The sequence below is a fragment of the Symbioplanes lichenis genome (genome assembly GCF_030709675.1).
In the GTDB taxonomy this organism is placed as follows: Bacteria; Actinomycetota; Actinomycetes; order Mycobacteriales; family Micromonosporaceae; genus Actinoplanes; species Actinoplanes lichenis.
Genome location: NZ_JAUZQD010000025.1, coordinates 1 through 14,717, shown reverse-complemented (window position 1 = coordinate 14,717; position 14,717 = coordinate 1). Strand labels below are relative to the sequence as shown.

Below are 14,717 nucleotides of genomic sequence, written 5' to 3'. Positions count from 1 at the left end.
GAACACAAGGAGCGATACGACAGATGGCCACCATTGAAGCGATCGTCGCCCGGGAGATTCTCGACTCGCGGGGCAACCCGACCGTCGAGGTCGAGGTCGGGCTGGACGACGGCACGATTGGCCGCGCGGCGGTGCCGTCGGGCGCCTCCACCGGCGCGTTCGAGGCGATCGAGCTCCGGGACGGCGACAAGGGCCGCTACCTCGGCAAGGGCGTCGAGAAGGCGGTCAGCAACGTCGAGGACAAGATCGCCGACGAGCTGATCGGCTACGAGGCGAGCGAGCAGCGCCTGATCGACGAGAAGATGCTCGACCTCGACGGCACCTCCGACAAGTCGGAGCTGGGTGCCAACGCCATCCTCGGCGTGTCGCTGGCCGTCGCGAAGGCCGCCGCGCAGAGCGCCGAGCTGCCGCTCTTCCGTTACGTGGGCGGGCCGAACGCTCACGTGCTGCCGGTGCCGATGATGAACATCCTCAACGGTGGCGCGCACGCCGACTCGAACGTCGACGTGCAGGAGTTCATGATCGCCCCGATCGGCGCGCCGACCTTCCGCGAGGCGCTGCGCTCGGGCGCCGAGGTCTACCACGCGCTCAAGAGCGTGCTGAAGAAGAAGGGCCTGTCGACCGGCCTGGGCGACGAGGGCGGCTTCGCGCCCAACCTGCCGACCAACGCGGCCGCGCTGGACCTGATCGCCGAGGCCGTGCAGGCCGCCGGCTTCACCCTGGGTACGGACATCGTGCTCGCCATGGACGTCGCGGCGACCGAGTTCCACAAGGACGGCTCGTACGTCTTCGAGGGCGCGCCGAAGTCGACCGAAGAGATGATCAACTACTACGCCAAGCTCGCCGAGACGTACCCGATCGTCTCCATCGAGGACCCGCTGGACGAGGAGGACTGGGCCGGCTGGACCGCGCTCACGTCCCAGATCGGCGGCAAGGTGCAGATCGTGGGCGACGACCTCTTCGTGACGAACCCCACTCGCATCGGCCGGGGCATCGCCGAGGGCGCCGCGAACGCCGTGCTCGTCAAGGTCAACCAGATCGGCTCGCTCACCGAGACGCTCGACGCGGTCGACCTGGCGCACCGGGCCGGCTTCAAGACCATGATGAGCCACCGGTCGGGCGAGACCGAGGACGTCACCATCTCCGACCTGGCGGTTGCCGTGGGCAGCGGTCAGATCAAGACCGGCGCGCCGGCCCGCTCGGACCGCGTCGCGAAGTACAACCAGCTCCTGCGCATCGAGGAGGAGCTGGGCGAGGCCGCGCGTTACGCCGGGGCGGGGGCTTTCCCCCGTTACCGCACCGCGTAACGCTCTGTCACGGGATCATGGAGTTGTGGCGCCGCGTTTCGGGGGCATAGTGTCCTCGGAAGCAGGTGCCGCAGCTCCATGGTCGCGCGTGCCGGGGGGAGGGCAACCGATGACGCAGCGCCGCAGTCCGAGCGGGCAGGGGCCGACGCGCCGCCCCACCAGCTACGCCGGGCGACCGGGCGTGCGCACCGCGCGCACGGGCCAGGGTCGCAGCCGCGACACGGCCGCGACCCGCATCGAGCCGCGCCGCAATCCGGCCGCCCGCACCACGGGCAGCATCAGCCGCTCCGGCAGCCGTCCGGCGGCGGCGCGCCGCGCGGCGGCGACCGGGGCGACCAAGCGCACGGTGGCCACCCGGCCCAAGACCTTCACCGGCCGGGCCGCCGTGCTGGTGGCCGTGCTGGTCGCGCTGGCCCTGGCCTACACCTATCCGGTGCGCGTCTACCTCGCCCAGGAGTCCGAGATCGCCCAGATGCAGGCCGACCAGGCCGCGCAGCAGGCGACGATCCAGGGCCTGGAGGAGGAGGCGGACAAGTGGAACGACCCCGCCTACGTCAAGATCCAGGCCCGCGAGCGTCTGCAGTACGTCGAGCGGGGTGAGACCCCCCTGCTGGTCTACCGGGACGAGGCGGGAGCCGCCCGCGACAGCAGCAGCACCCCCGCCGGGACGCCCGCCGAGCCCGGCCGGTGGTACGACACACTGTGGGGCAGTGTGGCGGCAGCGAACGAGGAATGAGACTCCAGTTAACGAGATGACGACCCCGTCCGAGAACGATCTCGACATCGTCGCCGAGCAGCTCGGCCGCCGTCCCCGCGGCACCCACGCCGTGGCCCACCGTTGCCCGTGCGGCAACCCGGACGTCGTCGAGACCGAGCCGCGGCTGGACGACGGCACGCCGTTCCCGACCACGTTCTATCTGACCTGCCCGCGGGCGACGGCGGCGTGCAGCCGGCTGGAGTCGGCGGGTCTCATGCGGGAGATGCAGGAGCGGCTGGGCACCGACCCGGAGCTCGCGCAGCGCTACGAGAAGGCGCACGAGGACTATCTGGCCCGCCGCGAGGCGCTCGGCCACGTCCCCGAGATCGCGACGATCTCCGCCGGCGGGATGCCCGACCGGGTGAAGTGCCTCCACGTGCAGCTCGGGCACGCGCTCGCGGCCGGCCCCGGCGTCAACCCGTTCGGCGACGAGGTGCGCGCGGCCGTCGAGCCGTGGTGGGAGGACGGCCCGTGCGTGTCGCCCCCGAGCGAAGCATGACCGAAACCGACAGCAAGGTGCAGATCCGGCGGGCCCGGACCTCGGACGTACGCGGCATCCGCGCGCTCGTGGACACGTACACCGCTGATCGCAGGCTCTTGAGCAAGGCCACGGTCACGCTCTACGAAGCGGTGCAGGAGTTCTGGGTCGCCGTCGAGCCCGAGCAGCAGCGCGTCGTCGGCTGCGGGGCGCTCCACGTCATGTGGGAGGACCTGGCGGAGATCCGCACGGTCGCCGTCGACCCGTCCTGCCGCGGGCAGCGGATCGGGCACCAGATCGTGCAGGCGCTGCTCGACGCCGCCCGCGAGCTCGGCGTCGCCCGGGTCTTCTGTCTCACGTTCGAGACCAAGTTCTTCGGCTCGTTCGGGTTCGCCGAGATCGACGGCGCGCCGGTGCCGCACACCGTCTACGAGCAGCTGCTCCGCTCGTACGACGAAGGTGTCGCCGAGTTCCTCGACCTCGAGCGCGTGAAGCCCAATACGCTCGGGAACACCAGGATGTTGCTGCATCTGTGAGGGAGAGCTCGTGCGCGTCGCGGCCATCGACTGCGGGACCAACTCGATCCGCCTGCTGATCTCCGAGGACGGGCGGGATGTCGCCCGCCGGATGGAGATCGTGCGGCTCGGGGAGGGCGTGGACCGGACCGGCATGCTCGCCCCCGCCGCCATCGAGCGCACCCGCCGCGCGCTGGAGGGCTACGCGGCTGAGATCCGGGACTCAGGGGCGGAACGGGTCCGCATGTGCGCCACGAGCGCGTCGCGTGACGCCTCCAACGCCGCCGACTTCCGGGCCATGGTCCGCGCGGTGCTCGGCGTCGAGCCCGAGGTGATCAGCGGCGACGAGGAGGCCCGGCTGTCCTTCGCCGGTGCGGTGCAGGGGCTCGACGCCGAGCCGCCCTACCTGGTGGTGGACATCGGCGGCGGCTCGACCGAGTTCGTGGTCGGGTCGGGGTCGGTCGAGCACGCGATCTCGATGGACATCGGCTGCGTCCGGATGACCGAGCGGCACCTGCACTCCGACCCGCCCACCGCGGCCGAGATCGCCGCGGCGGAGCAGGACGTCACCAAGGCCGTCGACACCGCGCTGCGCAAGGTCAGCGGGCACGGTACGGCCACCCTGGTCGGCCTGGCCGGCTCGGTGACCACGGTCGCGGCGCTGGCCCTGCGCCTCCCCGAGTACGACTCCGCCCGCATCCACCACGCCCGCGTGTCCGCCGACGAGGTGGCGAAGGTGACCTCCGACCTGCTCGGCGCCACGGTCGCGGATCGGCTCGACCTGCCCGTCATGCACCCCGGACGCGCGGACGTCATCGGGGCCGGGGCGCTCATCCTGCGCATCATCATGGAACGCGCGCGCAAGACGTCCGTGGTGGCGAGCGAGCACGACATCCTCGACGGCATCGCTTTCTCGATCGCGTGACCGAGCTTTCGCGTACCCCCGCCGACGTTGCCGCCCACGCGGCCGCGGCGCCCGATCTGGCCGTGCTCGACGCCCACATCGCGGAGTGTTTCGCGTGCCCGCGCCTCGTCGCCTGGCGCGAGGAAGTGGCGGCCACGAAGCGGGCGAGCTTTCGCGACTGGACCTACTGGGGGCGGCCGATCGCGGGTTTCGGGCCGGCCGACTCGGCGATCGGCGTGCTCGGCCTCGCCCCGGCGGCGCACGGCGGCAACCGGACCGGCCGCATCTTCACCGGCGACCGCTCCGGCGACGTCCTGATCGCCGCGATGCACCGCGCGGGTCTCGCCAACCAGCCGACCAGCGTCCGCGCCGACGACGGGCTGGAGCTCTTCCACACGCGGATGTTCCCGGCCGTGCGCTGCGCCCCGCCGGACAACAAGCCACTGCCGGAGGAGCGCGACACGTGCGCGCCCTGGCTGCTCCGCGAGGTCACCCTGCTGCGGCCGACGCTCAAGGTGGTGGTCGCGCTGGGTGCCTTCGCCTGGGCGGCGTGGTGGCCCGTCCTTTCCCGGGTGTACGGCATCCGCCCGCCCGTCCCGCGCCCGCGCTTCGGGCACGGGGCGCAGGTCGCGCTGCCGGGCGCACCGGTGCTGCTGGGCAGCTACCACGTGTCGCAGCAGAACACGTTCACGGGCCGGTTGACGCCCCAGATGCTCGACGACGTGTTCGGCCGTGCGAAGGGTGTCGCGGGCCTGGCATGATGCGGTGCAACACCCCCCGGTAAGGACAAAAGTGGATCTCGCCGCACTGCGCCGCTGGTGGCCCCTGGCCGCCGTCGTCGCGCTGCTCACGCTCGCCGGGCTGGCCGCGACCCGGTCGGCGCCGCAGCTGGAGCGCTTCAATCCGGACGCGCCGCCCGCCGCCGAGGAAGTCGCGCCGCTCCTGCCGCCGTCGCCGGAGCCGGTCGCCTCCTCGTCGTCCCCGGAGCCGGTCGAGGCCGCCCGGGGCCTGCCCGACTGGGCGAGTACGGCGGCCGTCTGGGCGCTGGGCGTGGTCGGTGCGGTGCTGCTGGTGCTCATCGTCTGGGCGGTGCTGCGGGACACGGCACGCCGGCGAGTGCGGCGTGGGGGACGGCACGGGAAGAAGCGCCCGGACGCGCGTACGGCGGAGGATCTGGTCGCCGCAGTGGACGCCGGCCTGCAGGAGCTGTCCGATTCCGATCGGGACCCGCGCCGCGCCGTGATCGCGTGCTGGGTGCGGCTCGAGGACGCCGCGGCAGCCGCCGGCACCCCGCGCCACGCCGGGGACAGCCCGACCGACCTCGTGGCGCGCCTGCTGGCCGAGCAGCGGGTCGACGCGGCCGTGCTGCACCCGTTCGCCCACGTCTACCGGCAGGCCCGCTACGCGACCCACACGGTCGACGACCAGATGCGCAGCCAGGCCCGGCGGGCGCTGGAGCGGCTGCGCACCGACCTCGGGGCGGGGGTGGGCGCGTGAGCCTCGACGAGCTCTTCACCGCCGAGGGGGACGAGCGGCCGGCCGAGTCCGGGGAGAAGCGGCGCTCGCGGTTCGGCTGGATCGTCCGGACGGTGCTGCTGGTCGGCGGGGCCACCGCGATCACCCTGGCCCTGCTCAACTCGCGCGGCATCAAGGTCTCGGTCCTGCTCGTGGTGACGGCCTTCCTGGCCCTGCGGCTGATGATGTGGGCGGTGTCCCAAGTGGCCCCGCCGCCCGCGCCGCGCCGGTCCGCGCCGGCGCGTTCGTCCGACGCGCAGCGCGGCGACACCCTCCAGCAGGCCGTTCGGCGCTGGGAGCGGCAACTCGACTGGTCGAAGGACGACGGCGAGCGGTTCTCGCGTATCGTCCTGCCCGCACTCGTGGAGCTGACGGACGAGCGGTTGCGGTTGCGCCACGGCGTGACACGGGCGTCCGATCCCCAGCGGGCGCGCGAGATCATGGGGGAGCCGCTGTGGCAGTTGCTGGCCGGTTCGGAGCGGCGCCTGCCGAAACCGCGGGAGATGGCGTCGTACGTCGACGCGCTGGAGAGGATCTGAGAGGGATGGATCGGTGACGGACGCGAACGTGGAGGCGATGCCGCCCTACGAGGTGGGCCGCCTGGCCGGCGCGATCCTCGACTCGGTCGGCAGCGTGGTGGTCGGCAAGCGGGACGCCTTGGAGCTGGTGCTAGCGGGCATCCTCGCCGGCGGTCACGTGCTGCTCGAGGACCTGCCGGGGCTGGGCAAGACGCTGACCGCGCGGTCGTTCGCGCAGGCGCTCGGGCTCGACTTCCGGCGGCTGCAGTTCACCCCCGACCTGTTGCCGGCCGACGTGACCGGCTCCTTCCTCTACGACCAGCGCAAGGGCGACTTCGCGTTCCGGGCCGGCCCGGTCTTCACGAACATGCTGCTCGCCGACGAGATCAACCGCACGCCCCCGAAGACCCAGGCGGCGCTGCTCGAGGCGATGCAGGAGAAGCAGGTCTCGGTCGAGGGCGTGACCTATCGCCTGGACCCGCCGTTCCACGTGCTCGCGACCGCCAACCCGATCGAGTACGAGGGCACGTACCCGCTGCCCGAGGCCCAGCTGGACCGGTTCATGCTCCGCGTGTCGTTCGGCTATCCGACCCAGGACGAGGAGTGGGACGTCCTGCGCCGGCGCATGTTCCGCCGCCAGGAGGAGGCGCAGCTGTCGCCGGTCGTCGACGCGCGCACGCTGCAGGCGATGCAGACGGCCCTCGAGTCCGTGGCCGTCGAGGACTCGATCGGCCGCTACATCGTGGCGCTCGCCTCGGCCACCCGTGAGCACCCGTCGGCGCTGGTCGGCTCGTCGCCGCGGGGCTCGCTGGCGCTGCTGCTGCTCTCCCGGGCCCGGGCCGCCATGGCCGGCCGGGACTACGTGGTGCCCGAGGACGTGAAGGACGTCGCCCTGCCCGCGCTCGCCCACCGCATCACGCTGCGGCCGGAGATGTGGCTGCGCCGGGTCGACCCGACCTTCGTGGTCCAGGAGGTGCTGCAGAGCGTGCCGGCGCCGGCCAGCGGCGCGCTGCCGACCTACGCGGGCGGATACGCCGAGCAGTGACCGTCACCGACTCCCCGACGCTGCGGGCCGCGGTGCCGCCCGCGGACGCGGGCGCCGCCGAGGGCTGGTCCGCGCCGGCCTGGGTGCCGACGCGCGCGCTGGGGCGTACGGTCCTGCTCACCGGCCTGTTCCTGGTGCTCGGCGTGGCGCTGGGCCGGGTCGACCTCGTGCTGCTGGCGGCGCCCTTCGCGATCGGCGCCGCCGTGGGGCTGCGCCGGATGCCGCGCTCCGCGCCCGAGCTGACTATCGACGCCGACGGGGACCACATCGTCGAGGGCGGCGAGGTGCACGCGGCGGTCACCGTGGGCAACCCCGACGTCATCCCGTACGACCTCGTAGTTCTGCGCACACGCACGTCGCCGTGGGTGAAGCTGGAGGACGCCGACCGGCCGTTCGCGGTGCGGGTCGAGCCCGACGGCTGGACCGCCGTGGACTTGTCCGGGCGCGCGGTGCGCTGGGGCCGGCAGGACGTCGGACCGGCCGCCGCCCGGGTCGCCGCGTGCGGAGGGCTGCTGGCGTGCCGTCCGGTGGTCGTCCCGGCCGCGGGCGTGCGCGTCTATCCGGAGACCGAGCCGTTCGCCGCGACGGAGGCGCTGCCGGCCGCCGCGGGACTGGTCGGCAACCACCGGTCGCGGCGGCCGGGAGAGGGCGGCGAGCTGGCGGGCGTACGCCCCTTCGCGCCCGGGGACCGGCTGCGGCGCATCGATTGGCGCGTCTCCCTGCGTACGCGGGATCTGCATGTCGCCGCCACCCTGTCCGACCGCGACGCCGAGGTCCTGCTGCTGCTCGACGTGCTCGGCGAGGCCGGGGTCTCCGGCGGGGTCGAGGGCAAGGCGTCGGTGCTCGACACGACGGTTCGCGCGGCGGCGGCGATCGCCGAGCACTATCTGCAGCGCGGGGACAGGGTCTCCCTGGCCGAGTACGGGTCCACGGCGCGCCGGTTGCGGGCGGCGACCGGCCGCCGGCAGTACCTCACTGTGCTGGAGTGGTTGCTGGACGTGCGCGCCTCGTCCGACTCCGCCGAGGACTTCGTTTTCGGCGCGCACAATGTCTCGTCCGATGCCCTGGTCGTCGTGCTGACCCCGCTCGTGGACCCGCGCGCCGCGGACATGCTGGCCGGGCTCGTGCAGTCGGGGCGTTTCACGGTGGCGGTCGACACGTTGCCGGCCGATGCGTCGGCGGCCGCGTCGGGACCGTTCACCGAGCTGGCCACCCGGTTGTGGCGGATGGAACGCGAGAACGTGCTCGGGCGGTTGCGGGAGCACGGCGTACCGGTGGTGACGTGGGCCGGGGCGGGTAGCCTCGACCTGGTGCTGCGGGACGTGGCGCGGCTGGCTTCCGCGCCGCGGGGGCGCTGACATGGCCGGCCGGTTGTCGGGCGGCGCCGCGCGGGTGCGGCGCACGGTCACCCGCGCGACGATCCTGCCGCTCCTGGTCCGCTGCGGCATCGCCGTCGCCTTCTTCGGCGCGCTGACGGTCGCGTGGCCCGTCTCGATCGTGACCAGCCGTTATGCCGGTGTCGTCGTGCTCGCCGCGCTGTGGCCGGCCGTGGCCCCGCGCGGCCGGTCGGTCACCCTGGTCGCGATCGCCGTGGTGGGTGGGTGGATCGCCGACACCACCTGGTACGACTCCCGGGTCGCCCTGTGGCGGGTCATCGTCATCGCCACCCTGCTCTACCTCGGACACACGCTGGCGGCGCTGGCGGCCGTGCTGCCGACCGACGCCGTCGTGAACCCGGCCGTCCTGACCGGCTGGCTGACCCGGGCCGGGCTGGTCGTGCTGGGCTCGGCCGTCCTGACGGTCGTCGTGCTGAGCCTGACGGCCGGGCTGGCGGGCGGCGCGTTCCTGCTCGCGACCCTGGTCGGCATGGCCGCGGCGGTGACCGCGACGGTGCTCATAGCCCGGTTGTTACGCCGTCCGTGACGAGTCGTTCACCATTCGCCGTCGATCTTGACTGCGGCAAGTTGTCCTTGGTCACACAACGGGGCATGAGAACGGGCTGAGCGCGACAATGGGCAGCGTGAACCCGCAACGCATCGTGGTCGTCGGCGCAGGGCACGTCGGTCTCTACACGGCCCTCCGCCTGTCGAGGAAGCTCAACTCGCGCAAGGCTGAGGTCATCGTCATCGACCCGCAGCCGCACATGACCTACCAGCCGTTCCTCCCGGAGGCCGCGGCCGGCAACATCTCGCCGCGTCACTCGGTGGTGCCGCTGCGCCGCGAGCTGAAGCGCTGCACGATCGTCGCGGGTGAGGTCACCAAGGTCGAGCACGCCCGCAAGACGGTCACCGTGCAGCCGATCGACGGCCCGGTCAAGGAGATCGCCTACGACCACATCGTGGTCGCCCCGGGCTCGGTCTCCCGCACGCTGCCCATCCCGGGCCTGCGCGAGCGCGGCATCGGCCTCAAGACCATCGGTGAGGCCATCTACCTGCGCAACCACGTGCTCGACCGGCTCGATGTCGCGGCCGTGACGCCCGACCCCGAGGTGCGCAAGGCCTCCCTCACGTTCCTCTTCGTCGGCGGTGGCTTCGCCGGGGCCGAGGCGCTCGCGGAGATGGAAGACGTCGTCCGCGACGGCCTCAAGTACTACCCCGAGCTCAAGCAGGAGGAGGTCCGCTTCATCCTGGTCGAGGCGGCCAACCGGATCCTGCCCGAGGTCGGCCCGCAGATGGGGGCCTACGCGGCCCGCCAGCTGCGCAAGCGCGGCATCGACATCCGCCTCGAGACCATCATGAAGTCCTGCGTGGACGGCGAGGTGCACCTCTCCGACGGCGAGGTGTTCCGCTCCGAGACCATCGTGTGGACCGCCGGCGTCAAGCCGTCCCCGATGCTGGCGCAGACCGACCTGCCGCTCGGCCCGCGCGGCCACGTCAACTGCCTGACCACGCTGCAGGTGGCCGACGAGAGCGGCACGGCCCTCGACGGCGCGTGGGCGGCCGGCGACTGCGCCCAGGTGCCCGACCTGACCAACCCCGGCGGCTGGTGCTCCCCGAGCGCGCAGCACGCGGTGCGTCAGGCCGCGGTGCTCGCCGACAACATCAAGGCCGTGGTCATCGGCGCGCAGCCCAAGGACTACAAGCACAAATACGCGGGCTCCGTCGCCAGCCTCGGCCTGCACAAGGGCGTGGCCAAGGTCTACGGCGTCAAGCTCAAGGGCTGGCCGGCGTGGATGATGCACCGCATCTACCACGTGAGCCGCATCCCGTCGTTCAACCGCAAGGTGCGCGTGCTGGCCGACTGGAGCCTGGCTTCCGTGCTCAAGCGTGAGGTCGTGTCGCTGGGTCAGCTGCACGAGCCGCGCGAGGAGTTCGAAGAGGTCACGCCGCACCTCGAGCCCGCTCCCGCCTCGGACAAGCCCGTCGCCGCCGGAGCTCGCTGATCGATTTCACCCACAGGCGCTCGCGGGGATTCCCCGTGGGCGCCTGTGTGCTTCACCGCTGACCCCGGCTGCGTCCCGCGGCGTTCTGTCCTTCGTGCTCGCCCGCGTCCGGCCCGTTGTCTTGGGACGGATCGCTCGTCGGGGGGCGGGTGGTCGGCTGTCGTGGCTTGGCGGGGCGGCAACCGATACGGTTAGGCGGCAGCATCCGGCCCGGGTGGTGGAACGGCAGACACGGCCGCCTTAAAAGCGGCTGCCTCACAAGGCGTGCGGGTTCGAGACCCGCCCCGGGCACCGTGGTTTTCGGGGCGGCTCGCTCCTGGGCGGGGCGGCTCGGCATACTTTGTGGCCATGAGTGCTGAGTTGCCGGTCGAGCTGCGGGCCGGGCTGGTGGCCGAGTCGGGGGCGGCTTCCGAGGAGCGGCTGGCGCAGTCGGTCGAGCGGCTCATCGAGGCGTACCGGTCGGGGCGGCCGGCGAGTGCTCCGATTCTGGCGTCGCGGGTGGATGTGGCCGCTTATGCCGCGTACAGGATGCCCGCCACGTTCGCCGCGGTGCGGTCGGCGCTCGGTCAGCTGGCCGGCGCGTACCCGGACTTCGCGCCCCGCACCCAGCTGGACATCGGCGGCGGCACCGGGGCGGCCACGTGGGCGGCGGCGGACGCCTTTCCCACGCTGACCGGGATCACCGTGCTCGACCAGGTGGGCGAGGCGCTCGACCTCGGCCGCCGGCTCGCCTCCGGGGCGGACGCTCCGGCTCTGCGCTCGGCGACCTGGCAGCAGTGGCAGGCCTCTTCCGTTGCTGCGCTTCCCGCCGCCGACCTGGTCACCATCTCGTACGTGCTCGGCGAGCTGACCGCCGCGGCGCAGGCCGAGCTGCTCGACCGGGCGCGCCGGGCGGCCGGGGTGCTGCTGGTCATCGAGCCGGGCACCCCCGCCGGGTACGAGCGGATCCTCCAGGCCCGTACGACCCTCCTCGGGCACGGGCTGACCGTCGCGGCGCCGTGCCCGCACCAGGACGACTGCCCGCTTGCCGCGGTTCGGGGTGACTGGTGTCACTTCGCCGCCCGGGTGAACCGCTCCGCCCTCCACCGCCGCCTCAAAAACGCCCAGCTCGGACACGAGGACGAGAAGTTCTCGTTCGTCGCCGTGGCCCCTTCGCCGGCGTTGCTCGTGCCCGCTGGGCGCGTGCTGCGGCATCCGCAGTTCCGGAAGGGCATGGTCACGATGCAGTTGTGCCGTTCGGACGGCTCGGCGGGGCCGGAGATCGTCTCCAAGAAACACGGAAACCTGTATCGCACAGCCCGTGACGTGGAGTGGGGCGACGCCTGGCGTTCAGTTTCTTCACAGCTCACGTAGTCGCGGCCGCGTCGAAAGACCGCTTACCCTTGGTAAATCGACCCTCGAGGGAGGCTGGACACAGTGAAGACATCGAACCCGGTGCTCTCGCGCCTCGGCCAGGCGGCCGAGCGGGAGCGCGCGGCCGGATACGGACCGTACGGGCCGCCCGCCCAGCCGGGTTACGGCCAGCCGTACGCGTCGGCGCCCGGCTACCCGGCGGCGCCGCCCGCCGTGCGCCCCATGACGATGGACGACGTCGTCGTCAAGACCGTCACCCTGCTCGGCGTCACCGGCGTCTCGGCGGTGGCGGCGTGGAATCTCATCCCCAACAGCCTGCTCGGAGCCGCCTGGATCGGCGCCGCGGTCGTCGGGCTCGTGCTGGGCCTGGTCATCTCGTTCATGCGGATGGCCAACCCGGTGCTGGTCGTCGCCTACGCGGTCGTCGAGGGCGCCTTCGTCGGCCTGGTCAGCAAGTTCTTCAACGACATCATGGGCTACTCGGGGATCGTCCTGCAGGCGGTGGTCGCCACCTTCGGCGTCTTCTTCCTGATGGCCTTCCTCTACCGCGCCCGCGTGATCCGCGCGACGCCGAAGTTCACCAAGATCATGATTGCCGTCATGGGTGGCCTCTTCGCCGCCATGCTGATCAACTTCGTCCTCTCGCTCTTCGGCGTGAGCACCGGCCTGCGCGACAACGGCCCGATCGGCATCATCTTCAGCCTCGTCTGCATCGTGGTCGCGTCGCTGAGCTTCATCCTCAACTTCGACGAGATCGAGCAGGGCGTCCGCATGGGCCTGCCCCAGCGCTACTCCTGGACGGCGGCGTTCGGCATCCTGGTCGGGCTGATCTGGCTCTACCTGGAGATCCTGCGCCTGCTGAGCTTCCTGCAAAGCGGCGACGACTGACGCCGTCGCGCTGCGTGGGGGTGCCGGCCTGATCGCTGGGTTCCTCCTGAGCGGCGGCGTGTCGGCTGTGTGCTTCCGGGGCGGCGGCTGACGCTGCTTCGCTTTCCGTGTGACCGATGCCCGGTCTGCCTTCCCGGCGGGCCGGGCATCGGTGCGTCCGGGCTCGGATAGTCTCGCGGCGTGACTGCGGAAGACGTGCGCGTGGCGCTCCAGCGCCTGCTGTCCCAGGTCGGCCACTGGGAGACGGACCGGTGGGCCGCCGCGGCCGGCTCGGGCCCGGTGGGCGGCGACGGGTCGGGCGGCAGCCGGGGCGACGTCGTCTTCGGGCTGGTGCAGCGGCTCGCCGACCTGGGCGCCGAGGCGGAGGGCCGCGCGAGCCTGCCCGTGCCGCGCGAGCCCGACATGATCCTGCCCGACCAGCTCAAGGTCATGGTCGACGACCTGGTGGCCGCCGGCCCGCCCGAGACCCTGCTCACCCGCGCCGCCGACGAGATCGGCGCCGCTCGGTCCGCCCTCTGACCGCGCCCGCTGTGCCCGCTGTGCCCGCTGTGCCCGCTGTGCTCTGACTGGGCTCGCCGCCCCGCCGCGCTCCGATCGGGCCCGTCGCGTCAGCCCTGCTCGCCCGGCCCGCTGCTGCGCCGGCCGCCCCGGCCGTTGCGCCGGCCGCCTCGGCTGTTGCGTCGGCCGCCTCGGCTGTTGCGTCGGCCGCCTCGGCTGTTGCGTCGGCCGCCTCGGCTGCTGCGTCGGCCGCACTCTGATCGGGCTCGCCGGCGCTTGCCGTGGTCTGGCCGTCCCCGCCGCGGCCGCCGTGCTTGGGGCGGGGAGTGTTCGCCGTCAGCGGACGGAGGGCGGGGATCGATGGTGGTCGGTGGGGCGTTGACAAGTCCATGGATACCGAGCACACGGGTGTCGACAATGAGGCACTCGATGCCTACAGCCGTGTGGTGACCGGCGTCGCCACCAAAGTATTGCCTTCCGTTGCCGCGCTCAGCGTCCGTACCCCGCGGGGCGCGGGCGCCGGATCCGCGGTGACCTTCACCGACGACGGGTTCCTGCTCACCAACGCGCACGTGGTCGCCGGGGCGACCGGGGGCAGCGCCGAGTTCGCCGACGGGACCGAGACACCGTTCGACGTGGTCGGCGCGGACGCACTCTCCGATCTGGCCGTCGTCCGGGTGCACCATCCGGGGACACCGGCGGCGCCGCTCGGGGACGCCGACAGTCTTCGCATCGGCCAGCTCGTGGTCGCGGTCGGTAACCCGATGGGGCTGGCCGGCTCGGTCACGGCGGGCGTCGTTTCGGGGCTCGGCCGCTCGCTCCCGGCCCGGGACGGCCGGCGCATGCGCGTGATCGACGACGTCATCCAGACCGACGCCGCGCTCAACCCGGGCAACTCCGGGGGCGCCCTCGCCGACGCCACGGGCACGGTGGTCGGGGTCAACACGGCGGTGGCCGGCTACGGTCTTGGCCTCGCCGTACCCATCAACACCACCACCCGCCGCATCATCGGCGAGCTGGTCACCACCGGCCGCGTCCGCCGGGCGTGGCTCGGGGTCGCCGGCGTCCCGGTGCCACTGTCACCGCAGCTGGCCGAGCGCCTCCACCAGAAGATCGGCCTCCGCGTCGTCGAAGTCGTCCCGGGCAGCCCGGCCCACACCGCGGGCATCTTCCTGGGCGACATCATGCTCACGGCCGGCGGCCGGCCCGTCGACACGGTCCAAGCCCTCCAGCGCCTCATGCTGGGCCCCGCGATCGGCGCCGACCTGCCCATCACCCTCTACCGCAAGAACGCCATGGTCGACGTGATCACGGTCCCCACCGAACTCAACTGACCGATCACCGCCCCACCCGGACTCGTCAGCCGCGCAACACGCCCATCCGCGCAAGCGGGCCCGCCGCACGAGCGCACGCCTATCCGCCCGCGTCGTGAGCGCCCACGCCCATTCGCCCCGAGCTGAGCGGGAACCTGAGGCGAGCGCGACGCCCGTCCGGACCCGAGCGGGAACGTGAGGTCAACGCGACACCGCCCGTCTGGCCGGGGCTCGCGCGGCAACG

Annotated in this window: 16 protein-coding genes and 1 tRNA gene; all 17 read left to right on the top strand. The window is 72.6% G+C overall.

Annotated features, from left to right (window positions below; translation table 11 throughout):
* Positions 1–23: 23 nt before the first annotated feature.
* A complete protein-coding gene (gene eno / locus RAN62_RS38980; protein WP_305789912.1) occupies positions 24–1,307 on the top strand; it encodes a phosphopyruvate hydratase in 1,284 nt (427 codons plus the stop codon).
* 109 nt (positions 1,308–1,416) lie between these two features.
* On the top strand, positions 1,417–2,043 hold the full coding sequence (locus tag RAN62_RS38975; protein ID WP_305789911.1) for a septum formation initiator family protein: 627 nt from the start codon (positions 1,417–1,419) through the stop codon (positions 2,041–2,043).
* Positions 2,044–2,059: 16 nt separating this feature from the next.
* Entirely contained in the window at positions 2,060–2,563 is a 504-nt protein-coding gene (locus tag RAN62_RS38970; RefSeq protein ID WP_305789910.1) for a DUF501 domain-containing protein, read from the top strand.
* Positions 2,560–3,078, top strand: a complete 519-nt coding sequence (locus RAN62_RS38965; RefSeq protein WP_305789909.1) for an amino-acid N-acetyltransferase — start codon at positions 2,560–2,562, stop codon at positions 3,076–3,078. Before RAN62_RS38970 ends, RAN62_RS38965 begins: the two co-directional genes overlap by 4 nt.
* 10 nt (positions 3,079–3,088) lie before the next feature.
* Positions 3,089–3,982 (top strand): Ppx/GppA phosphatase family protein, encoded by an 894-nt coding sequence (locus tag RAN62_RS38960; protein WP_305789908.1) that lies wholly within the window; start codon positions 3,089–3,091, stop codon positions 3,980–3,982.
* Positions 3,979–4,722, top strand: coding sequence for a uracil-DNA glycosylase (locus RAN62_RS38955; protein WP_305789907.1), 744 nt, complete (start codon positions 3,979–3,981; stop codon positions 4,720–4,722). The genes RAN62_RS38960 and RAN62_RS38955 overlap by 4 nt, the downstream gene beginning before the upstream one ends.
* Positions 4,723–4,753: 31 nt before the next feature.
* On the top strand, positions 4,754–5,458 hold the full coding sequence (locus tag RAN62_RS38950; RefSeq protein ID WP_305789906.1) for a DUF4129 domain-containing protein: 705 nt from the start codon (positions 4,754–4,756) through the stop codon (positions 5,456–5,458).
* A complete protein-coding gene (locus tag RAN62_RS38945; RefSeq protein ID WP_305789905.1) occupies positions 5,455–6,015 on the top strand; it encodes a hypothetical protein in 561 nt (186 codons plus the stop codon). The genes RAN62_RS38950 and RAN62_RS38945 overlap by 4 nt, the downstream gene beginning before the upstream one ends.
* A gap of 37 nt (positions 6,016–6,052) precedes the next feature.
* The gene (locus RAN62_RS38940) at positions 6,053–7,039 is read left to right on the top strand and encodes an AAA family ATPase (RefSeq protein ID WP_305789953.1); all 987 of its coding nucleotides are present in this window, start codon (positions 6,053–6,055) and stop codon (positions 7,037–7,039) included.
* A 32-nt stretch (positions 7,040–7,071) separates the two neighbouring features.
* On the top strand, positions 7,072–8,397 hold the full coding sequence (locus RAN62_RS38935; RefSeq protein ID WP_305789952.1) for a DUF58 domain-containing protein: 1,326 nt from the start codon (positions 7,072–7,074) through the stop codon (positions 8,395–8,397).
* Between the two features lies 1 nt (position 8,398).
* A complete protein-coding gene (locus RAN62_RS38930) occupies positions 8,399–8,962 on the top strand; it encodes a hypothetical protein (protein WP_305789904.1) in 564 nt (187 codons plus the stop codon).
* Between the two features lie 97 nt (positions 8,963–9,059).
* The gene (locus RAN62_RS38925) at positions 9,060–10,421 is read left to right on the top strand and encodes an NAD(P)/FAD-dependent oxidoreductase (protein ID WP_305789903.1); all 1,362 of its coding nucleotides are present in this window, start codon (positions 9,060–9,062) and stop codon (positions 10,419–10,421) included.
* 208 nt (positions 10,422–10,629) lie between these two features.
* A tRNA-Leu gene (locus RAN62_RS38920) sits at positions 10,630–10,712 on the top strand.
* Positions 10,713–10,769: 57 nt separating this feature from the next.
* On the top strand, positions 10,770–11,774 hold the full coding sequence (locus tag RAN62_RS38915) for a small ribosomal subunit Rsm22 family protein (RefSeq protein WP_305789902.1): 1,005 nt from the start codon (positions 10,770–10,772) through the stop codon (positions 11,772–11,774).
* Positions 11,775–11,837: 63 nt separating this feature from the next.
* Positions 11,838–12,662, top strand: a complete 825-nt coding sequence (locus RAN62_RS38910) for a Bax inhibitor-1/YccA family protein (RefSeq protein ID WP_305789901.1) — start codon at positions 11,838–11,840, stop codon at positions 12,660–12,662.
* Between the two features lie 180 nt (positions 12,663–12,842).
* Complete coding sequence (locus RAN62_RS38905; protein WP_305789900.1) at positions 12,843–13,181, top strand: hypothetical protein; 339 nt, start codon at positions 12,843–12,845, stop codon at positions 13,179–13,181.
* 368 nt (positions 13,182–13,549) lie between these two features.
* Positions 13,550–14,494, top strand: a complete 945-nt coding sequence (locus tag RAN62_RS38900; RefSeq protein ID WP_305789899.1) for a S1C family serine protease — start codon at positions 13,550–13,552, stop codon at positions 14,492–14,494.
* The last annotated feature ends 223 nt before the right edge of the window (positions 14,495–14,717 follow it).

Coding starts and splice junctions, on each gene's coding strand:
- eno (WP_305789912.1), top strand. CDS start 24: ATGGCCACCATTGAAGCGATCGTCGCCCGGGAGATTCTCGACTCGCGG.
- RAN62_RS38975 (WP_305789911.1), top strand. CDS start 1,417: ATGACGCAGCGCCGCAGTCCGAGCGGGCAGGGGCCGACGCGCCGCCCC.
- RAN62_RS38970 (WP_305789910.1), top strand. CDS start 2,060: ATGACGACCCCGTCCGAGAACGATCTCGACATCGTCGCCGAGCAGCTC.
- RAN62_RS38965 (WP_305789909.1), top strand. CDS start 2,560: ATGACCGAAACCGACAGCAAGGTGCAGATCCGGCGGGCCCGGACCTCG.
- RAN62_RS38940 (WP_305789953.1), top strand. CDS start 6,053: ATGCCGCCCTACGAGGTGGGCCGCCTGGCCGGCGCGATCCTCGACTCG.
- RAN62_RS38930 (WP_305789904.1), top strand. CDS start 8,399: ATGGCCGGCCGGTTGTCGGGCGGCGCCGCGCGGGTGCGGCGCACGGTC.
- RAN62_RS38915 (WP_305789902.1), top strand. CDS start 10,770: ATGAGTGCTGAGTTGCCGGTCGAGCTGCGGGCCGGGCTGGTGGCCGAG.
- RAN62_RS38900 (WP_305789899.1), top strand. CDS start 13,550: ATGGATACCGAGCACACGGGTGTCGACAATGAGGCACTCGATGCCTAC.